The organism is Tardiphaga sp. 813_E8_N1_3 (assembly GCF_051811025.1).
Taxonomy (GTDB): Bacteria; Pseudomonadota; Alphaproteobacteria; order Rhizobiales; family Xanthobacteraceae; genus Tardiphaga.
The window spans coordinates 3,252,319-3,275,741 of sequence record NZ_JBPWQE010000001.1; the positions used below are offsets into that span (position 1 = coordinate 3,252,319).

Annotated in this window: 22 protein-coding genes; 12 read left to right on the forward strand and 10 right to left on the reverse strand. The window is 60.2% G+C overall.

All coding sequences use genetic code 11. The annotated features are described in order from the left end of the window. Positions 1-61: 61 nt before the first annotated feature. The 7 genes from AB8A33_RS15595 to AB8A33_RS15625 form a co-directional block, all read right to left on the reverse strand. Positions 62-790, reverse strand: a complete 729-nt coding sequence (locus tag AB8A33_RS15595) for an ABC transporter ATP-binding protein (protein ID WP_092151506.1) — start codon at positions 788-790, stop codon at positions 62-64. Next, complete coding sequence (locus tag AB8A33_RS15600) at positions 790-1,557, reverse strand: ABC transporter ATP-binding protein (RefSeq protein ID WP_439093558.1); 768 nt, start codon at positions 1,555-1,557, stop codon at positions 790-792. Before AB8A33_RS15600 ends, AB8A33_RS15595 begins: the two co-directional genes overlap by 1 nt. Further along, a complete protein-coding gene (locus AB8A33_RS15605) occupies positions 1,554-3,452 on the reverse strand; it encodes an ABC transporter permease (RefSeq protein ID WP_120290966.1) in 1,899 nt (632 codons plus the stop codon). Before AB8A33_RS15605 ends, AB8A33_RS15600 begins: the two co-directional genes overlap by 4 nt. A gap of 70 nt (positions 3,453-3,522) precedes the next feature. Next, on the reverse strand, positions 3,523-4,743 hold the full coding sequence (locus tag AB8A33_RS15610; RefSeq protein ID WP_120291209.1) for an ABC transporter substrate-binding protein: 1,221 nt from the start codon (positions 4,741-4,743) through the stop codon (positions 3,523-3,525). A gap of 304 nt (positions 4,744-5,047) precedes the next feature. Beyond that, complete coding sequence (locus tag AB8A33_RS15615; RefSeq protein WP_089267123.1) at positions 5,048-5,857, reverse strand: SDR family NAD(P)-dependent oxidoreductase; 810 nt, start codon at positions 5,855-5,857, stop codon at positions 5,048-5,050. Between the two features lie 52 nt (positions 5,858-5,909). After that, the gene (locus tag AB8A33_RS15620) at positions 5,910-6,698 is read right to left on the reverse strand and encodes an enoyl-CoA hydratase-related protein (protein WP_439093559.1); all 789 of its coding nucleotides are present in this window, start codon (positions 6,696-6,698) and stop codon (positions 5,910-5,912) included. A gap of 3 nt (positions 6,699-6,701) precedes the next feature. Then, entirely contained in the window at positions 6,702-7,562 is an 861-nt protein-coding gene (locus AB8A33_RS15625) for an alpha/beta fold hydrolase (RefSeq protein WP_089267317.1), read from the reverse strand. 186 nt (positions 7,563-7,748) lie between these two features. Between AB8A33_RS15625 and AB8A33_RS15630 the strand changes: the two genes are divergently transcribed. The 3 genes from AB8A33_RS15630 to AB8A33_RS15640 all read left to right on the forward strand — a co-directional run bounded on the left by AB8A33_RS15630 (position 7,749) and on the right by AB8A33_RS15640 (position 10,313). Then, complete coding sequence (locus AB8A33_RS15630) at positions 7,749-8,729, forward strand: ABC transporter substrate-binding protein (protein WP_439093560.1); 981 nt, start codon at positions 7,749-7,751, stop codon at positions 8,727-8,729. 61 nt (positions 8,730-8,790) lie between these two features. After that, positions 8,791-9,534: an ABC transporter permease gene (locus tag AB8A33_RS15635; RefSeq protein WP_439093561.1), complete on the forward strand. Its 744-nt coding sequence runs from the start codon at positions 8,791-8,793 to the stop codon at positions 9,532-9,534. Next, positions 9,531-10,313 (forward strand): ABC transporter ATP-binding protein, encoded by a 783-nt coding sequence (locus AB8A33_RS15640; protein ID WP_439093562.1) that lies wholly within the window; start codon positions 9,531-9,533, stop codon positions 10,311-10,313. The genes AB8A33_RS15635 and AB8A33_RS15640 overlap by 4 nt, the downstream gene beginning before the upstream one ends. Positions 10,314-10,441: 128 nt before the next feature. Here the strand turns inward: AB8A33_RS15640 and AB8A33_RS15645 are convergent, their stop codons facing one another. Then, complete coding sequence (locus tag AB8A33_RS15645) at positions 10,442-11,290, reverse strand: cyclase family protein (protein ID WP_439093563.1); 849 nt, start codon at positions 11,288-11,290, stop codon at positions 10,442-10,444. Between AB8A33_RS15645 and AB8A33_RS15650 the strand changes: the two genes are divergently transcribed. Continuing rightward, positions 11,289-11,588, forward strand: coding sequence for a hypothetical protein (locus AB8A33_RS15650; protein WP_439093564.1), 300 nt, complete (start codon positions 11,289-11,291; stop codon positions 11,586-11,588). The two genes, AB8A33_RS15645 and AB8A33_RS15650, sit on opposite strands and share 2 nt — an antisense overlap. After that, a complete protein-coding gene (gene pncB, locus AB8A33_RS15655) occupies positions 11,585-12,886 on the forward strand; it encodes a nicotinate phosphoribosyltransferase (RefSeq protein WP_439093565.1) in 1,302 nt (433 codons plus the stop codon). Before AB8A33_RS15650 ends, pncB begins: the two co-directional genes overlap by 4 nt. 187 nt (positions 12,887-13,073) lie before the next feature. Here the strand turns inward: pncB and AB8A33_RS15660 are convergent, their stop codons facing one another. Beyond that, the gene (locus AB8A33_RS15660) at positions 13,074-15,236 is read right to left on the reverse strand and encodes an acetate--CoA ligase family protein (RefSeq protein WP_439093566.1); all 2,163 of its coding nucleotides are present in this window, start codon (positions 15,234-15,236) and stop codon (positions 13,074-13,076) included. 187 nt (positions 15,237-15,423) lie between these two features. On the opposite strand from AB8A33_RS15660, the gene AB8A33_RS15665 reads away from it, so the two are divergent. The 4 genes from AB8A33_RS15665 (at position 15,424) to AB8A33_RS15680 (ending at position 19,710) form a co-directional block, all read left to right on the forward strand. Then, the gene (locus AB8A33_RS15665; RefSeq protein ID WP_439093567.1) at positions 15,424-16,155 is read left to right on the forward strand and encodes a GntR family transcriptional regulator; all 732 of its coding nucleotides are present in this window, start codon (positions 15,424-15,426) and stop codon (positions 16,153-16,155) included. Between the two features lie 85 nt (positions 16,156-16,240). After that, on the forward strand, positions 16,241-17,980 hold the full coding sequence (gene oxc, locus AB8A33_RS15670) for an oxalyl-CoA decarboxylase (RefSeq protein ID WP_439093568.1): 1,740 nt from the start codon (positions 16,241-16,243) through the stop codon (positions 17,978-17,980). 82 nt (positions 17,981-18,062) lie between these two features. Continuing rightward, positions 18,063-19,340, forward strand: coding sequence for a formyl-CoA transferase (frc, locus tag AB8A33_RS15675; RefSeq protein WP_089267116.1), 1,278 nt, complete (start codon positions 18,063-18,065; stop codon positions 19,338-19,340). A 232-nt stretch (positions 19,341-19,572) separates the two neighbouring features. Continuing rightward, a complete protein-coding gene (locus AB8A33_RS15680; RefSeq protein WP_439093569.1) occupies positions 19,573-19,710 on the forward strand; it encodes a hypothetical protein in 138 nt (45 codons plus the stop codon). A gap of 13 nt (positions 19,711-19,723) precedes the next feature. Here AB8A33_RS15680 and AB8A33_RS15685 read toward each other — a convergent pair whose 3' ends face one another. Next, positions 19,724-20,023, reverse strand: a complete 300-nt coding sequence (locus AB8A33_RS15685; RefSeq protein WP_439093570.1) for a hypothetical protein — start codon at positions 20,021-20,023, stop codon at positions 19,724-19,726. 184 nt (positions 20,024-20,207) lie between these two features. Here AB8A33_RS15685 and AB8A33_RS15690 point away from each other — a divergent pair, with 184 nt between their 5' ends. From AB8A33_RS15690 to AB8A33_RS15700, 3 genes are all read left to right on the forward strand, one after another. Continuing rightward, on the forward strand, positions 20,208-21,221 hold the full coding sequence (locus AB8A33_RS15690) for a Bug family tripartite tricarboxylate transporter substrate binding protein (protein WP_439093571.1): 1,014 nt from the start codon (positions 20,208-20,210) through the stop codon (positions 21,219-21,221). A gap of 80 nt (positions 21,222-21,301) precedes the next feature. After that, a complete protein-coding gene (locus AB8A33_RS15695; RefSeq protein WP_439093572.1) occupies positions 21,302-21,799 on the forward strand; it encodes a tripartite tricarboxylate transporter TctB family protein in 498 nt (165 codons plus the stop codon). 57 nt (positions 21,800-21,856) lie between these two features. Next, the gene (locus AB8A33_RS15700; protein ID WP_439093573.1) at positions 21,857-23,362 is read left to right on the forward strand and encodes a tripartite tricarboxylate transporter permease; all 1,506 of its coding nucleotides are present in this window, start codon (positions 21,857-21,859) and stop codon (positions 23,360-23,362) included. Positions 23,363-23,423 lie beyond the last annotated feature (61 nt).

Genomic DNA, 23,423 nt, shown 5'->3' on the forward strand with positions numbered 1-23,423 from the left:
CGATGATCTCTTGCTAGTTATGAACGATCTTCGGTTGCCGCGACAGTTGAAGTTTTGGTCGTTACACCGTCAAATAAGCGCGTTGAATGTCAATATTCTCCGCCAGCTCGGCCATCGTGCCATTCCATTGGATCTGGCCCTTTTCGAGGACATAGGCCCTGTCCGAGACCAGTTCGGCAAAATGCACATTCTGCTCCGACAGCAGGATCGACACCCCGGCCTTCTTGAGCTCAAGAATGGTGTTGGCCATCAGCTCGACGATAAGGGGGGCGACGCCTTCGGACGGTTCATCAAGCAGGATCAGCAGCGGATTGCCCATCAGCGTCCGCGCCACGGTGAGCATCTGCTGTTCGCCGCCGCTCATCCGGCCGCCCGGACGGTTCGGCATTTCACCGAGATTGGGAAACAGCGCCAGCAACTTCTCCTCGGTCCAGACCGGCGCCGGCACGCCGTCGCTGAACTTGCGTGGCGGCTGACGGCCGATATCGAGATTTTCCAGCACCGTCAGGTCGGAGAAAATACGACGGTCTTCCGGCGTGAAGCCGAGGCCGAGCCGCGCGATCTCGTAAGGCTGCCGACCGGAGATATCGTGGCCATCAAACCGGATCTTGCCGGTAGACTGCGCCATCAGGCCCATGATGGCCTTCATGGTCGTGGTCTTGCCGGCGCCGTTGCGGCCCATCAGTGCCACGACCTCGCCGCGCCCAACATTGAGGCTGAGGTCGTAAAGGATCTGCGCGGCTCCGTAGGACGCACCGAGATTTTCGACCGAGAGCATCGGGGCACTCATCAGTGAGCCTCCGATTTCTGGAAGGTCTTGCCGGTGCCGAAATACACTTCCCTCACCTGCGGATTGTCGCGGATCGATTTCGCATCGCCATCGGCGATCAGCCGTCCGCGCGCCAACACGATGATGCGATCGGCGAAGGCAAAGACAACATCCATCGAATGTTCGGTGAACAGCACGGAGATGCCCTTCTCGATCACCAGACGCTTCACCAGCGCAATCAGGTCGTTGCGCTCCTTGGGCGCCATGCCGGCAGTCGGCTCGTCCATGAGCAGCAGCCGTGGATCGTTGGCGAGCGCAATCGCCAGTTCGACGCGCTTGACGTCGCCATAAGCCAGCTCGCGGCTCGGCCGATCGGCGGCGTCCTGCATGCCGACCTGGGTCAGCAGCTCCAGCGCGCGTTCACGATGCAGCGAGGATGCCGGCTTCCACAGCCGATAGACCTGATTGGCGTGGGAGATCAGCGCCATCTGCACATTCTCGATGACCGTCATCGAATTGAAGGTGGCGGCTACCTGAAAGGTACGACCGATACCAAGGCGCCAGATATCGCGTGGCTTCTTGCCGTTGAGCTTCGCCCCTTCGAACCAGATCTCGCCGGAATCCGGCGGCAACTGGCCGTTGATCATGTTGAAGCAGGTCGACTTGCCGGCGCCATTCGGGCCGATCAGCGCAAGAAACTCGCCGCGCTTGATGTCGAACGACACTTCGTTGACGGCACGCACACCACCGAAGGATTTCGAGAGCGAACGAATGGCGAGGTCGCTCATGATGCGGCCTTCGATGTTGTCTTTCGTCGCGAGATCAGCTTGACGAGGCCGCCGACGATGCCACTCGGGAACGCAAGCACCAGCAGCAGAATGATGCCGCCGAGCAAGGCCCGCCAGTATTCTGTGGAACGCATCATGAAATCCTGCAGCACCGCATAGACCGACGCACCGACAATCGGGCCGGTCAGCGTCTGGATGCCGCCGAGAAGCACCATGACGAGACCATCAATGGAGCGGCTGACGCCGATGGTCTCCGGCGAGATCGAGCCCTTGGCGAAGGCGAACAATCCACCGGCGATGCCGCAGATGCCGCCAGCAATGGCGAAGGCCAGCCAGTGCACACGCTTGACATCAAGACCGATCGCTTCGGCGCGCAAGGGAGAGTCACGCCCTGCCCGCATCGCGTAACCGAATGGCGCGAACAGGAATTTGCGGAGCAGCAACACGCCGAGCGCGGCCAGTGCGAGTGTCAGGAAATAGAATGCCCCACGGCTGTCGAATGGCGCAGTGGGCCACACCCCGAGCACGCCGTTGGAGCCGCCTGTGAGTGTTTCCCATTGGAACACGGCCGCCCATACGATCTGGGCGAAGGCGAGTGTGAGCATCGCCAGATAGACACCGGACAGTCGCACGGCGAACCAGCCGAACAGCAGCGCGCCGACCAGCGCCAGCACTGGCGCGGCTGCCAGTGCGAGCCCCATCGGCGCAGCAAACCATTTCACCAGCAGCGCTGCGCCGTAAGCACCGAGGCCGAAATAGGCCGCATGGCCGAAGGAATGCATGCCACCCGGCCCCATGATGAAATGCAGGCTGGTTGCAAACAGCACGGCAATCAACACGTCGATGCCGAGCACGAGCGTATAGGGCGAGTTCTTGGCGATCAGTGGCAGGCACACGAGAACGACAAGAAGGATGAGGCCCGCGATCTTCGTGGCCGGTGTCGCAGGACGCAGCGGCTCTTCGGGCTCAGCCACGCTGCGCACAGCCACCTGCTCCCGACCGAGCAAGCCGTAGGGCCGTGCGATCAGCACCGCGGCCATCACGAGAAATTCGGCCACCAGCGTCAGTTTGGAGAAATTCACCGTGAAGCCGCCAAAATTCACGACGCCAAGGCCGATGCACAACGCCTTCACCTCGGCGATGATGACCGCCGCAAGATAGGCGCCGGAGATCGAGCCCATGCCGCCGACCACAACGACGACGAAGGCGTCGCCGATCACGATCAGGTCGGTCGCCAGCGTCGCCGGCTCGCGCGCAATCTGCAGCGCGCCGCCAAGGCCAGCGAGCAAAGCGCCGAGCGCGAACACGCCCGTGAACAGCATGGCCTGGTTGACGCCGAGCGCGCCCACCATCTCACGGTCCTGCGTGGCTGCGCGCATCAACCGGCCGAAGCGGGTCTTGGCCAGCGCCAGATGCAGCATCCACAGTACGAAGGGGCCGACGAAAATCAGGAAGATATCGTAAGTGGGCAGCCGGCGGCCGAGCACCTCGATGGAGCCGGTCAGGCCTGGCGCGCGCGGGCCAAGCAAATCCTCAGGGCCCCAGATCCACAGCGTCGCGTCGTTGATAACGAGCACCAGCGCGAAAGTGGCGAGCAATTGAAACAACTCAGGCGCGCGATAGATCCGCCGCAGCAGAAGGATCTCGATCGCAGCGCCGATCAGGGCCACCAGCAATGCGGTCAGAACAATGCCGCCCCAGAAGCCGACGGCACCGCCGACCTTGGTGGCGATGCTGTAGGCGATATAGGTCCCGATCATATAGAGGGACCCGTGAGCGATATTGACGATCCGGGTGACGCCGAAAATCAGCGACAACCCGGCCGCCACGAAGAACAGGCCGGAGGCGGCCGACAGGCCGTTTAGTGCCTGAAACAGAAACGCGTTGAAACTCATCGGAGGAATCCCCCTCCCCGCGTTGAACGTGCGAGGAGAGTATCAACGGCGATCATCGTCGTACTTCCTGTTACTCGGTCGCGGGACGGAGCTTCTTAACTTCGGCGTCGCTGGGCAGCACCGATGCACCATCGACATATTTGAAGTCGGCCATGGTGCCCTTGCCGCCTTCAAGCGCGATCTTGCCCACGTAAGCGCCCATGGTCGCCTGGTGATCGCTGGCGCGATACATGAACGGACCGAACGGGCTGTCGAGCTTCAGACCTTCAAAGGCTGTAATCAGCTTGTCGGTGTCCGTCGAACCTGCCTTGGCGATACCGGCAGCCAGAGAAGTCATCGTGACATAGCCGACGATCGAACCAAGACGCGGATAGTCGTTGTACTTCTTCTGATAGGCCGTCAGGAAAGCCAGGTATTCCGGGGTCTTGATCTTGTCCCAGGGATAGCCGGTGACGATCCAGCCGACCGGCGCTTCCTCCTTCACCGGATCAAGATATTCCGGCTCGCCCGACAGCAGGCTCACGACGGTGCGATCCTTGAACACGCCGCGCGTGGTGCCTTCACGGACCAGCTTGGAGAAGTCCGCGCCGAACAGCACGTTGAAGATCGCGTCCGGCTTGGCATCGTCGATGGCCTGCACCACGGCGCCAGCATCAACCTTGCCGAGCGGCGGTGCCTGCTCGGTGACGAATTCGATGTCAGGCTGCTTGGCCTTCATCATTTCCTTGAAGGTCGCGACCGCCGCCTGGCCATATTCGAAGTTCGGATAGACCAGTGCCCAACGCTTCTTCTTGGCAGCAAGCGCATCCGGCAGCAGCATTGCGACCTGCATATAGGTCGTGGCACGCAGGCGGAACGTATACTTGTTGCCGTTCTGCCAGGTGATCTTGTCGGTCAGGGGCTCTGCGGCGAGAAAGAACACTTTCTTCTTGCCGGCGAATTCGGTCACCGCGAGACCGATATGCGAGAGGAACGTGCCGGCGATAATGTTGACGCCTTCGCGCGTCACCAGCTCATCAGCCACACGCACTGCATCGCCCGGCGTGGAACCATCATCGCGCGAAATCACTTCAAGCTTCTTGCCGAGCACGCCGCCCTTGGCATTGATCTGTTCGATCGCCAGCTCCCAGCCCTTCTTGTAGGGATCGAGGAACGCGGTCTGTGTCTTGTAGCTGTTGAGCTCACCGATCTTGATCGTGTCCTGCGCGAGAACCGCGTGGCCGAACGACAATGTCAGTGCGCCGGCCATTGTGCCGGCAATCGCGAGTGAGTGAAGGGAACGAGCCGTCATCATGATCGAACTCCGTTGTGATCGACGTTTGCGATAGAAGTGATTCTCGCCGAAGCCTTCGCAAGAAACGGATCAACCGTTCACCCTTGCGTCGCTTGCAGCCCCATGTTTGCAACGCGAATTAGTTTGTACGCAAATAGTCCGGCGCACTCTCTTTGTTGTCAAGACTGGTCTTGGTGCAACATGCCTAGCACACCGCTGAAGTTTTGATCATCCAATGTCAGCAGATTGCGTGCGCAACTGCGGCGTAATTTCGCAGAGACGCGCGGCGGGTATTCCGCCGCCGCGCGTCCTGTTTTGACGACTACCGATCGCGGAAACGGTCCATCAGCGCCTTGTCCTGACCGCCATCGATTTCGATCATGGTGCCGTTCGCCATCTGCACGAGTGGCGATGCGAGCATGACAACGAGGTTTGCAACTTCCTCGACTTCGGCGATACGGCCGAGCGGGATCGAAGCGGGCGCCAGCTTGTCGGCTTCCTCGTAGGAAATCTTCATGTCGCGCGACATCGCGTTGACGAGGCCGGCCCAGCGCTCGGTACGAACCGGGCCCGGATTGACAGCGCAGAACGAGATGTTGTGACGGCCGTACTGACCTGCGAGCGACAGGGTCATGTTCTGGCCGGCAGCGTTCGCCGCACCCGGTGCGATTTCCCAATAGGATGGCTTGACGCCGTCATTGCCGATCAGATTGACCACGCGGCCACCACCCTGCTTGACCATGATGGGCAGCGCGTAGCGCAGGCAGCGCACATAGCCCATGAATTTGAGCTGCAGCGCCTGTTCCCAGTCGGCTTCGGTGAGCGTCTCGATCACACCGCCCGGCGCCGAACCGGCATTGTTGATCATCAGATCGATGCTGCCGAGTTCCTTGGCGGCCTTCTCGACGAACGCCTTGGCATCCGCATCCTTGGTGAGGTCGGCGGTAATCGCGACCACCGTCACCCCGTAGGCGTTGCGGATTTCTTCAGCAGTCTTTTCCAGTGGCTCCATGCGGCGGGCGCAGATGGCGACATTAACGCCCTCCTTTGCCAGCGTCATGGCGATCGCCTTGCCGATACCTTCGCTGCCGCCGGTGACGAGAGCGCATTTGCCTTTGAGTTGGAGATCCATGTGCGTGTCCTTCTGAGGTTGGCGGAAATGAAAACGAAAATTCGTCGGTAGATCAGCTTCCTGTAAAGCGCGGGGGTCGTTTCTCGGCAAAGGCCTTGCGGCCTTCGGCGTAGTCGGCGCTGGCGTCGGCCGCGGCATAGAACTGCTCGGCTTCAGCCAGGAGTTCGGCGTTGTTGGTGCTGAGTGCACGGATCGCAGCCTTGGCCGCCTTGATCGTCAGCGGCGCATTGCCCGCGATCTTCCTTGCAAGCTCGCCGGCCAGCGATTCAATGTCAGCCTTCGGTGCGATGATATGCACCGCGCCCAGCGCATGAGCGCGTATGGCAGGCAGACGATCCGCCGTGAACAAGACTTGCCGCGTCGCACCGGCGCCGAACACGCGGATAAAGCGCGCGATACCGCGCGGATCGTAGCCCAGACCAAGCTTGGCGGCGGGTACTGCGAAGAAGGCATCATCCGCAGCAACGCGCATGTCGCAACTCGCAGCAACGGATGACCCGGCACCCATGCAGCCGCCATAGATCAGGCCGATGGTCGGCTGCGGGATCGCCTCGATCGCCAGACAGGTATTCTCGACCAGATCGTCATAGGCCCGGGCATTGCCCTCGCCACTTCGCGCCGTCGCGAAATCCGAGATATCCGCACCGGCGGAGAACATCAGGTCGCCTTCGCCGCGGATCACCACGACACGGATGTCCTTGCGGGTGGCGACGTCGCCGGCAAAGGCGGCGATCTTGTTCCACATCACCGTGGAGATCGCGTTACGTCGTGCCGGATTGGCCAGACGCAGCATCGCGATGCCGTCCGCAATATCAATGACGATATCGCCGGGCGTGCTCATCGCTCAGGCCGCCGGCTTGTGCGACATCCAGCGACCGGACTCGGCCGCCGGGAAAAGCTCAGCCAGCGCTGCATTGAATGCCGCCGGCTCTTCGCTGGTGATGGTATGGCCGGCACGCGGCAATACCAGAAGACCTGCCGTCGGTACCGTGCGCTTGAGGAAGATGCTGGGATCGAGGCACCAATCGTCTTCGTCGCCAACGATGATCAGCAGCGGCGGCGTGAATGTCTCGAGTTGCGGCTTCATCTCCCACAACATCGGACGCTTGGCCTGCAACTCGCGCATGGTCAGCGCATGCCCGACAGGGGAATGATCGGCCAGCATCCGCGCAAACTCGGCAAAGCCGCGAGGATCCTTGTTCTTGTGTGTCTGACGCGTTGCACCATCGGCATAGCGCGCTGCAGCGGTCGGAAAATCGACCGTCTCGAACATCTTGGCAGTCTCGCGCGAGGCTGCGCGGCCCTGTTCGACGAAAGCAGGATCTGGGCTTGAGCCATAGCCGCAACTGGCTGCAGTCACCGACAAACAGCGATCCGGATAGTGAATGCCGACATGCAGCGCCGTCGATGCGCCCATGGAATGACCGACGATATGCGCCTTGTCGATCTTCAGTGCATCCATCAGTGCAATGACGTCGTCGCGCGCGATGTCCTGGCCATAGCGCGCAGGATCGGTCGGCACGTCCGACGGCGGATAACCGCGCTGGCTGTAGGTGACGCAACGATAGGAGCGCGAGAAGTAGCGAAGCTGCGGCTCCCAGGTGCGGTAATCTCCCGCATACTCATGGACGAAAACCACAGGACTCCCGGTGCCGACTTCCTCATAATAGAGTTGCGTCCCGTCGGGCGTCGTCACGTGCGGCATCGTCGCCTCCTGCAGCCAGAGCAGATTTCATTTGCACACAAACGAAATGCTAGTAGCGTTATTTCACGACTGCAAGAGGATTTAGTGGATTCAATTTTGGCATATCATTTGCTTACAAACAAATATCGCAACGCCGCATAAACTGATCGAAAAGCCACGCGACACAACGTTTCTTGAGGAGATGTCATGACCGGACTTTCGCGACGCGCCTTCACAATGGGCACGGCTGCTACGCTGATGAGCAGCGCGCTCGCAACAAATTCGCAGGCGCAGGCGTCGACAAAAATCCGCGTGGGTAGCCTGACACTTCCCGTCTTCGCGCCGATCATCGTCAACATTATGAAGGCGCAGAAGTTCGATACCAAGAACGGTTTCGAGGCCGAAGTTCAGGTCTACCCTTCTTTCTCTTCTTATTATGCGGGCCTCGCCACCGGCGAAATCGACACGCTGATCGGCGGGCCCACCTACTTCCAGAAGCTGCGCCTCGAAGGCGTGCCGCTGCAAATCGTCGCAACAGGTGCCACGCTCGCCGATCTCGTCATCATCACCAAGGACCCGGCCATCAAGTCGCTGGCCGACCTGAAAGGCAAGCAACTCGCCGCCGACATGGGCAGCGGGCAATTCCAGATCCTGTCGATCTACGCGAAGTCCAAAAAGATGGACCTCGCCAAGGACATGACATTGGTCAACGCGAATTTCGCTGTTGCGCGTGCGCAGCTTGCCGCCGGCCGCGTGGATGCCGCGATGATCATCGAGCCGATCGCCACCATGATGATGAAGGACGATCCGTCGCTGAAGATCATCTTCAACGCCAATGACGGATGGAAAGAGATCGCGGGCACCACCGGCTGGGAGCTGGTCTATGCCATGCGCGAGGATACCATCAAGAAAGCCCCGGATGCGCCGAAGAAGTTCGTCGCGGCGCTGGCGGACGTCACCAAATATCTGCGCAGCGATCCGGATGGTGCCGACAAGATCGCGGTCGAGACCGTGAAGCTGCCGCCAGGCATCTTGAAGGAAGCCGTGCTCGCCAAACGCTGGGACTTCGACGCCAAACCAGCCTGGGACGCCACCGAACGCAAGAGCATCTGGGATACGTTCGAGCGCGCCGTCGCCGCCGGCTTCCATCCAAAGCTGCCTGACGAAGCGATCATCTATGCCCCCTGACGAGCCGAGACCTGCCACGCCATTCGAGGAACCAACCTTCGAAAGGTCACCGCGAAGCCTGATGATCTCCAGCCTGCCGCGCGAGACGATCATATCGATCGTGCTCTTCGCAGCGGTCTGGCAGGTCATGTCCTATCTGGCACCGTCGCTGGGCATTCCCGCTTTCGCGATTCCGGGCCTCGGCCGTATTGCACAGAGCCTTGCCAAGATCACCCCGCTCGACGTCGCGGTGACGCTGGGCCGCGTGCTGCTGTCGCTGGTCGTCTCCTTCGTCATCGGACTGCTGGTGGCGGTGCTGATGTATCTGTCCGGAAGTGTCGAGAAATATCTGCGCCCGATGGTGCGTATCCTGATGGCCGTACCTGTCGTCTCATGGATCCTGTTCGCGGTATTGTGGTTCAAGGGCGTCGAATTCCGCATCGTCTTCGTGCTGGTCGTGGTCTGCGCACCGGTCTTCACCGTCGATGCCCTCGACAACATGCGCGAGGTGTCGCGCGATCTGAAGCAGATGATCCGCTCATTCAGGCCGACGCCATTGCAGTTCTTTCACAAGCTGATGCTGCCGGCGATCACGCCGGGGATCATCACGAGCTGGAAGATCACCCTCAGCCTCGCCATTCGTGTCGTCACCATCGCCGAACTGGTGGGTGCCGTAACGGGTATCGGACACCAACTCTCGGTGGCCCAGGAATTGTTCTCGGTGGCCGACGTGTTTGCCTGGACGCTGGTGCTGGTCGTGCTGCTGTTTTTTCTCGAGGCTCTGCTGGTGCAGCTCGAAACACGTGTCCTGCGGTGGCGAGCATGAGCGGACTGTCAGCCCCTATCGAGATCGCGCAACTGCGTAAGGTGTTTCGCCAGACGACCTCGGGCCAATCAATCGTCGCTATCGATCAGCTCACGCTGCGCATCGACCCCGGCGAACTCGTCGCCATTGTCGGACAGACGGGGTGCGGAAAATCGACCCTGTTCGATCTCTTGATCGGGCTCGAACATCCCACCGCCGGCAGCATCACCATCGGCACCAAGACGCCCTATGACGACTTCAACGCCTTCCGCGGCAAGATCGCGACGATCTTCCAGCAGGACCGTCTGTTCCCGTGGCGTTCCGCGCTCGACAACGTCAAGCTGCCGCTCGAACTGATCGGCATCGCCGAAGACGTTCAGCAGGAGCGCGCGATGACCTGGCTGAACCGGCTGGGATTGGAAAAATTCGCGAATGCCTATCCGCGCGAACTCTCCGGCGGCATGCGCCAGCGCGTGGCCATCGCTCGAGCCTTCGCCGTCCAGCCTGAAATTCTACTGGCGGATGAGTCCTTCAGTGCGCTCGATGAAGTCACGGCCAATGAGCTGCGAAAGACCTTCGTCGAACTGGCACGAGAGTTTAAATCGACCGCGATCCTGATCACGCATCAGCTCGAAGAAGCCATGGCAGTGGGCGACCGCATCGTGGTGTTCGGCAAGTCGGCAGCGCTTTTGGCGGACGTGCGAACGTCAGACTGGGATCGTGCGGACTATCCCCTGCTCCGCGAGGCGATTCAGAATACGCTGCAGGCAAACGCGCCAGATGCGCGACTGAGGCGCTAGACAACGATTCACCGACCTCTCCACATCGTGCCCGGGCTTGTCCCGGGCATCCACGACTTGGCCGCTAATCCAGACGGACGTGGATGGCCGGGACAAGCCCGGCCATGGCCGTGTGGACCTAAACCACATCATCCCATGATCGCCTTGGCGGCGTTGCCCATGGCTTCCACCGACGCATCGCCCGTATCTGCGAAGCACAGAATGCGGCACGGGCAAGACTCCAACCCGTCATAGCGCCAGGGGAATGCGCCGATCAGGCAGCGCTGGTTCAGCATCAGCTCGATGTCGCCGCCGATATTCTCGGCATGCAACAGGCCTTCCTGGAACGCATAGTTGTGGAACGGAAACATGTCGGCAGAGACATGCCGGCCCGAGAGCTTGTGGGTATATTCGAAAGTGCCGAAGAATTCGGCCGGCGTCTTGCCGTGCTTCTTGGTGAACTGCGCAGCGATGTCCGGACGCATATTGCGGATCGAGGTGTTCATCGAGTGATCGCAGGATCCGGTGTCCATGCCGAACCACTTGATCTTCTTCTCCAGCATCCAGTGCAGCGTGTCGAGGTTCGGGCCCGGATGATAGCAGAAGTATTTTACCAGATCCTGCTGCGCCTGCCCTTCGTAATATTTGTGCCAGCCGGTGTGCAGGATCAGAATGTCGCCTTCGCGAATATCCGCCCCTGACTTTTCGAGCATCTCAGGCGTGATCACCGCCCAGTCGTGCATCTGGCTGGAGATATCGACGACAACGCCGCGATTGAACAGGTAGTCCAGCGGCAGCGAGGCCATGTCGCCCTTGCGCCCGTCGGTGGCATGCATCGCGCCGTCGAAATGGGTGCCGGCATGCAGCGCCGTCTCGATCCGCTGCGCCACGATCATCTGCGTCTGCAGGTTCTGCGCATAATACATCTTGTTGCCGGCATAGCCGACCCAGCCGGGCGTGTGGATGTTCATGACGTGGGAGAGATCGACGACTTTCATGGTGCTGTCCTTCATCGTTTCGGGGCGCCCACCGGCAGGTGGAAATCGTAAGCATGCAAACAATTCTGCGCAATGCCCGCAGATGCAGGATCAGGGCCAGAAACAGACCGACAAACGCTGGCTGCCACGACAATCCTCGATTGTGAAAGCGCCGTTCAGCGCTTGCGTTGACATCGATAAACCCGGCGGATACGCCAATTTAATGAACTGCTGCAAAGACAGCGTCAGCGATGCGGCCACAGCCGTTTCGGTGCAGGTGCCACGATCAGGCACGTTACCAGGAGTGGCGTTGCCATGATGGATTTCGCCACCCGGGTCCACAATCACAACTACCGGCTTGATCCGATCATCCGGTCATTGCTGGACACGGACTTCTACAAATTCCTGATGCATCAGTTCATCTGGATGCTCTATCCGAAGGTGCCCGTGACCTTCGGCCTGATCAACCGGACCAAGACTGTCCGCCTTGCCGAGATCATTCCGGAAGCGGTGCTGCGCGCGCAGCTCGATCATGCCCGCACGCTCTCATTCCGCGAGAACGAACTGATCTGGCTGGCGGGTAACCGCTTCTACGGACGCCGCGACATTTTCCGTCCGGAATATATCGAATATCTGCGCAGCTTCAGGTTGCCTGACTACAAGCTTGAGACCATCGATGGTCAGTACGTCCTCACCTTCGAAGGCGACTGGGCCGAAGTCACGATGTGGGAGATCTACGCCCTCGCCATCGTCAGCGAATTGCGGTCGCGGATCGCCATGGCCACGCTGGACAAGTTCGAGCTGGATATTCTCTACGCCCAGACCAAGACCAAGATCTGGAACAAGATCAAGAAGCTGAAATCCTATCCGGACATGCGACTCGCGGAATTCGGCACCCGTCGCCGCCATGGCTTCCTGTGGCAGGAATGGGTGACGGACGCGATGGCCAACGAGCTTGGCCGCAGCTTCGTCGGAACGTCGAACGCCCTGCTCGCCTTCAAGCATTCATTCGAAGCGATCGGCACCAATTCGCACGAATTGCCGATGGTGTTCGCCTGCCTCGCCGAGAACGACGAACAGTTGAAGGCCGCGCAATATGACGTATTGGCGAAATGGCAGGAGGTCTATGACGGCGAGCTGTTGATCATCCTGCCCGACACATTCGGCATGACGCAATTCCTGCGCGATGCGCCGGCCTGGACCTCGAAATGGACCGGCATGCGCATGGACAGCAAAGAGCCGGTTGCGGCGGGCGAAGAGATGATCGCCTGGTACGCTATGCGTGGCGAAGATCCGCGCAAGAAGCGTGCGATGTTCAGCGACGGTCTCGAGGTCGACCTGATGATCGACCTGCATCAGCGCTTCCGCGGCCGTATCCGCGAGAGCTTCGGCTGGGGTACCATGGCCACCAACGACTTCCGAGGCGCCCATCCGCGCGGGCTCGACTCGCTCGACCCGATCAGTCTGGTTTGCAAGGTCACCTATGCCAACGGCCGCTCGGCCGTGAAACTGTCGGACAATCCGGCCAAGACGACCGGCAGCAGCCCTGCGGAGATCGAGCGCTATCTGCGCATCTTCGGCCGCGAGGGCGTCGCCGAGCAGCCAGTGATTGTTTAGTTCGACGGCAGCCACAAACTCAACTGTCGTCACCCGACTTGATCGGGCGATCCAGTAAACTCATGAGCAGCGGTGTATACTGGGTCACCCGGTCAAGCCGGGTGGCGACAAGTGAGGATTGAAAGCAAAGAAAAAGCGCCGCCCGGTTTCCCGGACGGCGCTTTGTTTTTGCGTATCGGAAGGCCGCTTACAGAAGCCCCGCTCCGCGTGCCCACTTGTACTTGGCGCCGAGCACCTCGACCGGCAATTCGGTCGAATAGGCGTAAGCCGGAATGCCGTTCTGGTAGAGATATTCGGCGGCTTCCTCGACTTCCACGTCGCCCGCGAGCGAAGCCACCATCGGCTTCTCGATGCCCTTGGCCTTCATCTCGTTCTTGATCTCGACCATGTTGCGCGCGAACACCATCGGCGGCGTCACGATCGTGTGCCAGTAGCCGAGGATCAGCGAGTGGATGCGATCATCGGTGAGGCCCAGCTTCACGGTGTTGACGTAGGTGATCGGCGGTTCGCCACCGGTGATGTCGACCGGATTGCCGGCGGCGCCGAACGGCGGGATGAACTTGCGGAACGCCGCATCCAGATCCGGCGGCATCGCCATCAGCGACATGCCGTTATCGACCACCGCATCCGACAGCAGCACACCCGAACCACCGGCACCGGTGATGATCAGAACGTTCTCGCCCTTCGGCGTCGGCAGCACGGGGATGCCACGCGCAAATTCGAGGAGCTGGCGCAGCGAGCGGGCGCGAATGACGCCCGACTGCTTCAGCACGTCCTCATAGATCTTGTCGTTGCCGGCGAGCGCGCCGGTATGCGACGACGCCGCCTTGGCGCCGGCCGAGGTGCGGCCGGCCTTGAGGACGACGACCGGCTTGATCTTGGAGACGCGCTTGGCGGCTTCGGCGAAGGCACGGCCATCCTTCAGATCCTCGCAGTGCTGCGCGATGATCGTGGTGTTCGGATCCTGCTCGAAGAAAGCGAGCAGATCGTCCTCGTCGATATCCGACTTATTGCCGAGACCGACGATGGCCGACACGCCCATCTTGGCGGAGCGCGAGAAGCCGATGATCGCCATGCCGATGCCGCCGGACTGCGACGACAATGCCGCCGAGCCTTTCACGTCATAGGCTGTACAGAAGGTCGCGCAGAGATTGGCCGGCGTGTAATAGAAGCCATAGATGTTCGGCCCCATCAGGCGGACATCGTATTTCTTGCCGATGGCGACGATTTCTTCCTGCAGTTCAGGCTCGTTGGCTTCGGCGAAGCCCGACGGAATCAGCACCGCGCCCGGAATTTTCTTCTCGCCGCATTCGATCAGCGCGCCTGCGACGAACTTGGCGGGAATAGCGAATACCGCGGTGTCGATCACGCCCGGAACATCCTTGACGCTCTTATAGGCCTTGCGGCCCATGATCTCTTCGGCCTTCGGATGGATCGGGTAGATGTCGCCCTTGTAGCCGCCGTTGATGAGGTTCTTCATCACGGAGTTGCCGATCTTGCCGTCTTCGGCAGAGGCGCCGATCACAGCGACGGCCTTCGGCATCATGATGCGGTTCATCGCCGTGACAATTTCGGCGTTGGAGCGCGGCGCAGGGCGCGGCTTGTAGTCGAAATCGACGACGATGCGCACGTCGGCTGCGATCGCATCCTTCTTGGTCGCGAAAACCGGGTTGAGGTCGAGTTCGACCATTTCAGGGAAATCGCTGACGAGCTGCGACACCTTGACGATGATGTCGGCCAGCGCTTCGCGGTTGGCAGGATCGCCGCCACGTACGCCGTGCAGCATCTCAGCGGCCTGGATGCCATCGAGCATCGACAGCGCGTCTTCATTGGTCGCGGGCGCGAGGCGGAAAGTGACGTCCTTCAGCACTTCGACGAGGACGCCGCCGAGGCCGAAGGCCACCAGCTTGCCGAACGAACCATCGGTGATCGAACCGATGATCACTTCGGTGCCGCCCATCAGCATCTGCTGAACCTGGATACCTTCTATCTTGGCATCGGCCTTGTACTTCTTGGCATTGGCCAGAATGGTGTCGTAAGCTTTCTGCGCGTCTTCGGCGGTCTTGACGCCGACGATGACGCCGCCCGCTTCAGTCTTGTGGAGAATGTCCGGCGAGACGATCTTCATCACGACCGGGAAGCCCATGCCGCTTGCCATCTTGGCAGCGTCAGCGGCTGAGGTGGCCACGCCTTCTTTCGGCACGGGAATGCCGTATGCGTCACACACAAGCTTGCCCTCAGGGGCGGTCAGGCTGGTGCGCTTGTCGGCTTTGACCGCATCGAGAACTTTGCGGACGGCCTGTTTCGCCGATGGTGTTGCTTCTTTGACGGCAAGATTCGATTGGGACATGGCTTCCTCCTTCACGTCTTTTCCAATAGACGGATTGATGGCATTTGGTATGCCAGAAACTTGATTGTCAAGGCGCGTTGCAGCGCAAAATTGCTGAAATAGCTGTCATCTTGACATGCTGGCATCTGGTATGCCAAAAATTCTTGACGTTATTTCTGTGGTAGGACATCTCGACTGGAGATGATTCATGCCCACGCGAAAACAAACCAAGGCGCCGTCCGTCATGTCTGAAGCCGATATCGCGATCGTTCGGATTGCACCGGAGACCAGCTTCAAGACCAAGGCCTATGAAGCCTTGAAAGAAGCCATTCTTAAGATGGACATCTACACCTCGCCCGATCCGGTGATGCTCGATGAGCGCGCTCTCTCGGAACGCCTTGGTGTCAGCCGCACACCTATCCGCGAAGCCATTGCGATGCTGGAGCAGGATGGCTTCGTAAAGACCGTGCCACGCCGCGGCATCGTCGTTGTCAGAAAGACCAAGGTCGAGATCGTCGACATGATCCGTGCCTGGGCGGCGCTGGAAAGCATGGCCGCGCGTCTGATCACGACCACCGCACGCAAGAAAGATATTTCGGCGCTGCGCGACTTCTTCAAGGACTTCAACAAGGACCGCCTGCCACAGGACCACGTTGAGGAATATTCGAAAGCGAATATCGCTTTCCACCAGTCACTGATCTCGCTCAGCGAGTCGCCAGTGCTGGTCGATATGACCAACGATATTCTGTTGCATGTGCGTGGCTATCGTCAGCTGACGATCGGACGCACGGACCGTACCGCGACGTCCCTGCCCGAGCATCTGGCCATCATCGAAGCGCTTGAGGAGCGCAACACCGAGCTCGCGGAAAAGCGCGCACGCGATCACACGCTGGGTCTGGCTTCTTATGTCGAAGCCCATGGCCAGGAATTGTTTACGTAAGCACCGTCTCGCGACGGTTCACCACTCCGCACCACGTCCAATTGAGCAACGACCAACAGTCACAAAAAAAGTCAGGGAGAGCGGGATGTCCGCAGTAGTCCAGAGCATCGATACCAACGCAGCCGCCGAGCAGGAATTGACCGATGGCTTCCATCTGATCATCGATGCTCTCAAGCTCAATGGCCTCAACACGATCTATGGCGTGCCGGGCATTCCAATTACCGACTTCGGCCGCATGGCGCAGGCCGAGGGCATCCGGGTGCTGTCGTTCCGTCACGAACAGGCCGCCGGCTATGCCGCATCAATCGCTGGCTATCTCACCAAGAAGCCCGGCGTCTGCTTGACCGTGTCAGCCCCCGGCTTCCTCAACGGCCTCACGGCGCTTGCTCACGCCACCACCAACTGCTTCCCGATGATCCTGATCTCCGGCTCTTCCGAGCGCGAGATCGTCGACCTGCAGCAGGGCGACTACGAAGAAATGGATCAGCTCGCGATCGCCAAGCCGCTGTGCAAGGCCGCGTTCCGCGTGCTGCATGCCGCCGATATCGGTATCGGTCTCGCTCGCGCGATCCGCGCCGCAGTGTCCGGCCGTCCCGGCGGCGTCTATCTCGATCTGCCCGCCAAGCTGTTCGGTCAGGTGATGAATGCCGATGCGGGCAAGAAGTCGCTCGTAAAGGTAATCGACGCCGCGCCGGCGCAGATCCCTGCCCCGGATTCGATCAAGCGCGCGCTCGATGTGCTGAAGTCGGCGAAGAAGCCGCTGATCATCCTCGGCAAGGGCGCCGCCTATGCGCAGGCCGACGACGCAGTGAAGGCACTGGTCGAAACCTCGGGCATTCCGTTCCTGCCCATGAGCATGGCCAAGGGCCTCCTCCCCGACACCCATCCGCAATGCGCGGGTGCTGCACGCTCCACCGTGTTGAAAGACTCGGACGTTGTCATGCTGATCGGCGCACGCCTCAACTGGCTGCTGTCGCACGGCAAGGGCAAGGCTTGGGGCAACGCGCCCAAAAAGTTCATCCAGATCGACATCGAGCCGAAGGAAATGGATTCCAACGTCGAGATCGTCGCGCCCGTCGTCGGCGATATCGGCTCCTGCGTCGCTGCTTTGCTCGATGGCATGGGCAAGAACTGGCAGAAGGCATCGTCCGACTGGACATCGGCAGTCACCACGAAGCGCGACGAGAACGTCGCGAAGATGGCGCCAAAGCTGATGAACAACAATTCGCCGATGGACTATCACGGTGCGCTCGGCGTTCTCCGCACCATCATTGCCGAGCGGCCCGACGCGATGCTCGTCAATGAAGGCGCCAACACGCTCGACCTCGCCCGCGGCATCGTCGACATGTATCAGCCGCGCAAACGCATCGATGTCGGCACCTGGGGCATCATGGGCATCGGCATGGGTTATTGCATCGCCGCGGCCGTCGAGACCGGCAAACCGGTGCTCGCGATTGAAGGCGACAGCGCCTTTGGCTTCTCCGGCATGGAGGTGGAAACGATCTGCCGCTACAATCTGCCGGTCTGCATCGTCGTCTTCAACAATGACGGCATCTATCGCGGCACCGACGTCAATCCGTCCGGCGGCACCGACGTGGCGCCGACCGTCTTCGTCAAGGGCTCACGCTACGACAAGATGATGGAAGCCTTCGGCGGCGTTGGCGTGAACGCGACCTCGCCCGACGAGCTCAAGCGCGCCGTGAATGCGGCGATGGATTCCGGCAAGCCGACGCTCATCAATGCGGTGATCGATCCGGCAGCCGGCAGCGAGAGCGGCCGCATCGGCAACCTCAATCCGCAGAGCGTGCTGAGCAAGAAGAAATAACACCGCATCAGGCGGGGTCGCGAGACCCCGTCTCCTTTTCTCATATGCCGAGGCGGCAAAACTAGTTTACGGGAGCAAAACAATGACACAGGCGCTCAAAGGCGTTCGCATTCTGGACTTCACCCACGTTCAATCCGGCCCGACCTGCACGCAGTTGCTGGCATGGTTTGGCGCCGATGTGATCAAGGTCGAACGGCCCGGCGTTGGCGACATCACCCGCGGCCAGCTGCAGGACGTGCCGAATGTGGACAGCCTGTATTTCACCATGCTGAACCACAACAAGCGTTCGATCACCCTCGACACCAAGAACCCGAAGGGCAAGGAAGTCCTCACCGCGCTGATGAAAGAGTGCGATGTTCTCGTCGAGAACTTCGGACCAGGCGTGCTTGATCGCATGGGCTTCCCGTTCGAAAAGATTCAGCAGATCAACCCGAAGATGATCGTCGCCTCGATCAAGGGGTTTGGTCCTGGTCCCTATGAGGACTGCAAGGTCTATGAGAACGTCGCGCAGTGCACCGGCGGCGCAGCGTCCACCACCGGCTTCCGCGACGGCCTGCCACTCGTCACCGGCGCGCAGATCGGCGATAGCGGCACTGGCCTGCATCTCGCACTCGGCATCGTCACCGCACTGTATCAGCGCACGCAAACCGGCAAGGGCCAGAAGGTCACCGCCGCGATGCAGGACGGCGTGCTGAACCTGTCGCGCGTCAAGCTGCGCGACCAGCAGCGCCTCGCTCACGGTCCGCTCAAGGAATACAGCCAGTTCGGCGAAGGCATTCCGTTCGGCGATGCCGTGCCCCGCGCCGGCAACGACTCTGGCGGTGGTCAGCCGGGCCGCATCCTGAAGTGCAAGGGCTGGGAGACTGATCCGAACGCTTACATCTACTTCATCACCCAGGCGCCGGTGTGGGAGAAGATCTGCGACGTGATCGGCGAACCGACCTGGAAGACCGACCCGGCCTATGCCAAGCCGGCGGTGCGCCTGCCCAAGCTCAACGCGATCTTCGCGCGCATCGAACAGTGGACGATGACCAAGACCAAGTTTGAGGCGATGGAAATCCTCAACCAGGATGACATTCCCTGCGGCCCGATCCTGTCCATGAAGGAGCTCGCCGAAGACCAGTCGCTACGTGCGACGGGCACCGTCGTCGAAGTCGATCACCCCGAGCGCGGCAAGTATCTGTCGGTCGGCAATCCGATTAAGCTATCGGAAAGCCCCACCGAGGTGACCCGCTCTCCACTACTGGGTGAGCATACCGACGAAATCCTCAAGCAGGTGCTCGGATTCAGCGATCATCAGGTGGCCGAAATCCACGATTCCGGCGCGCTCGATCCGCCGCGCAAGGTTGCTGCTGAGTAATTTCATCAGGAATTACAAACAATTACATGCGAAAGGCCGCCCGTTGGCGGCCTTTTTCATGTGTGGGACCAAGGCGGAACTTTAATAAGAAAATCAAATCGACCAATATCGCACTGCAAAATCCTCATGCTGCCATGCAAACAAGACAATTGTCCTTGGCATCTGGTATACGTAAATTGATCCCAGATGATGAGGCGCCAAGACGCGGCGGCCTCCAGTAAAGGATCCAATCATGTCGAAGACTGCTTCCCTCGGCCTCGTGACCTCCACCAGCTTCTTCGCTCGTTTCATGGCCTCGCTCGATCGCGCGCTGATGGCCAGCGCCCGCATCTCGGCCCGCAACGGCGACCTGCCCCGCTTCGGCCTGTAAGGCTGCGACTTTACTACTTTTGCGCGGCCAGCCCGCGCAAAATTCTCTGCGTTCCTCCCGACGACTGGCCCCGGATTTCCGGGGCCTTTTTTTGTTTGTGTAGTTGCATCGCAGCGACGTCTCGCCCTCCCTGCGACATTTCAGCCTGCTCGGCCTTTAATGGCTCTAATCGCTTGCTGCTTGGCATATCGCATACCAAAATGCGTGAACGGTAATGCTTCGCGTTTAGATAGAAAGCATACCTGGGGAGGACAAAGGCGAAGCCGCCCTCGTGGGCGTGCAACGCCGTACGCGCCATGACAAAGCGATCCAAACCCACTCATCCTTTTTGCAGGCGAGCGACTTTGTCGCTCGACAATCTGACGTGCGCATTTGGCGCATGCAAGGGCGTGTTTGCACACTTGCAGCCAAGACTTTCGAAGGAAGACCGGACCACGCACTAACGATCTGAAAGTCGACGAACGATCGACGCCATCAAAATGAATGGGAGAGAAACAATGAAACGCCTAGGTTCTTGTCTCGCGCTGGCCGCCGCTGCATCCATTCTCGGTTTGGGAGGCACTCTCCCAGCTTCCGCCGCATGGGAGCCGACGCGCCCGGTCGAACTGATCGTTCCCGCCGGCACGGGCGGCGGCGCCGATCAGATGGCGCGCACCATTCAGGGCATCATCACAAAGCACAGCCTGATGAAGCAGCCGCTTGTCGTCATCAACAAGTCGGGTGGTGCCGGCGGTGAAGGTTTCCTCGACGTGAAGTCGGCGAACAACAATCCGCACAAGATCATCATCACGCTCTCTAACCTGTTCACGACACCGCTCGCCACCGGCATCCCCTTCAACTGGAAGGATCTCACGCCGGTCGCGATGCTGGCGCTCGACGAGTTCGTACTGTGGGTAAATGCCGACAAACCATACAAGACGGTGAAGGACTATATCGACGCCGTGAAGGCTGCGCCGGCCGGCACGATCAAGATGGGCGGCACCGGCTCGAAGCAGGAAGACCAGATCATCACGGTCGCCGTCGAGAAGGCGATCGGCAGCAAGTTCACCTACATTCCCTACAAGGGTGGCGGTGAAGTCGCGGTGCAGCTCGTTGGCCAGCATGTCGATTCAACCGTGAACAATCCGATCGAGGCTGTTGCGCAGTGGCGCGGCGGCAAGGTGCGTCCGCTCTGCGTCTTCGACAGCAAGCCGATGGCCTATGACGAGCAGGTCGCCGACGGCAAGGGCTGGAAAGATATTCCAACCTGCAAATCACAGGGGCTCGACATCGAATATGTGATGCTGCGCGGCATCTTCATGGGGCCGAAAGCGACCAAGGATCAGATCGATTATTATGTCGAACTGTTCAAGAAGGTCCGCGCGACGCCCGAGTGGCAGGACCTGATGAAGAGCGGTGCCTTCAACACCACCTTCATGACCGGTGGTGACTACGCCAGCTGGGTTGGCACCGAAGAGAAGCGCCACGAGACGCTGATGAAGGAAGCCGGCTTCCTCGCGCAAGGCAACTGACGCAGGCGCAATGACGCCGGACCTGATCGCACATCAGGTCCGGCGCATGCAACACGCTGATCTCTCACACAGAGTTTTCCATGACCACGCAGCACACGCGCAACGCAGGCCCGTCCCACAAATCCGTCGAAGCCGGCGTCACCACCGTCATCGGTCTGTTCGGCGCCATCGTCGTCTATGGCAGCATCAAGGCCGGCATCAACTGGGGCGCAGAGGGACCGAAAGCCGGATTCTTCCCGTTCTATATCGGGCTGTTCATTATCATCTCCAGCCTCGTCAACATTTGGAACACGCTGCGCGAGGACGACGGCAACCTGTTCGCCGAATGGGGACAGCTGCGCCAGGTCTTCAGTGTTGTCATTCCCACCGGCATCTATGTCGGCGTCCTGCCGTTCATCGGCCTCTACGTGTCGTCGATGATCTTCATCGCATGGTTCATGCGCTGGCTCGGCAAATATGAGTGGCCGATCATCGCCGCGATCTCTCTTGGCATGCCTGTCGTCACCTACCTGATCTTCGAACGCTGGTTTCTCGTGCCGCTCCCCAAGGGGCCCCTCGAGGATCTGCTCGGTCTCTGATTTCCGCGATCTTTAATTCCGTTGCGTCTGCCGGTCTCTTTCTGAGGACTACTCGAAATGGAAGAAATTGCTAATCTGTTCCAGGGCTTCGCCGTTGCGCTGCAGCCATTCAACATCGCTGTGATGGTGCTCGGCATCGTGCTTGGCGTCATCATTGGCGTGCTGCCCGGCCTTGGCGGCGCCAACGGCGTTGCGATCCTGCTGCCCCTCACCTTCAGCATGCCGCCGACATCGGCGATCATCATGCTGTCCTGCATCTATTGGGGCGCATTGTTCGGAGGTGCGATCACATCGATCCTGTTTAACATCCCCGGAGAACCGTGGTCGGTGGCCACGACATTCGACGGCTATCCGATGGCGCAGCAGGGCAAGGCTGCCGAAGCACTGACAGCCGCCTTCACCTCCTCTTTCGTCGGTGCACTGTTCGCCGTCGTTATGATCACACTGGTCGCGCCGTTGGTCGCAGGCTTCGCCTTGCGGTTCGGGCCCGCGGAGAAATTCGCGGTCTATTTCCTGGCGTTCTGCAGTTTCGTCGGGCTGAGTAAGGAGCCGCCCTTCAAGACCATTGCGGCGATGATGATCGGTTTTGCCCTCGCCGCGGTCGGCCTCGATTCCATTACCGGACAACTGCGACTCACGTTCGGCTCGACCGAACTTCTCAATGGCTTCGACTTCCTGATCGCCGTCATCGGCCTGTTCGGCCTCGGCGAAATCTTCCTCACCATGGAAGAAGGACTGCGCTTCCAGGGCGGCAAGGCGAAGATCGATCTTCGCGTCGTGCTCCGTACCTGGATGAGCTTGCCGCAATACTGGATGACGTCGCTGCGCTCCTGCGTCATCGGCTGCTGGATGGGTGTTACGCCCGCAGGCGCGACACCCGCGTCCTTTATGAGTTACGGCATCGCCAAGCGCGTTTCCAAGAACGGCAACAATTTCGGCAAGGGCGAGATCGAAGGCGTCATCGCGCCGGAAACGGCGGCACATGCCGCCGGCACCGCAGCCCTGCTGCCGATGCTGTCGCTCGGCGTCCCCGGCTCGCCGACCGCGGCAGTGCTGCTCGGCGGCCTTCTGATCTGGGGCCTGCAGCCTGGCCCGATGCTATTCGTCGAACAGAAGGAGTTCGTCTGGGGCCTGATCGCCTCGATGTATCTCGGCAACCTCGTCGGCCTGATCATCGTGCTGACCTGCGTACCGATCTTCGCAGCGATCCTGCGGGTTCCATTCAGCATCATCGCACCTCTTATCCTGGTGCTCTGTGCGATCGGAGCCTACTCCGTCCACAATTCGACCTTCGACGTGGTGATGATGCTGGTATTCGGAATCATCGGTTACGCACTGAAGAAATGTAACTATCCCCTCGCCCCGCTGGTGCTCGCCATTGTACTTGGCGACAAGGCCGAGGAAGCCTTCCGTCAGTCGCTGCTGGGGTCGCAGGGATCGCTCGGGATCTTCTTCTCAAACACGCTGGTGAGCAGCATCATGATTCTCGGCCTGATCGCCCTGTTCTGGTCGGTAATCCAGAACGGCTTCACCCGGCTGCGTACTCGCGCTGCAACAGCGTAAGTAACGATACAAACAACTATTTAAACCCAAGAGCCGGCGGTCTGGACCGCCGGCTCTGTGC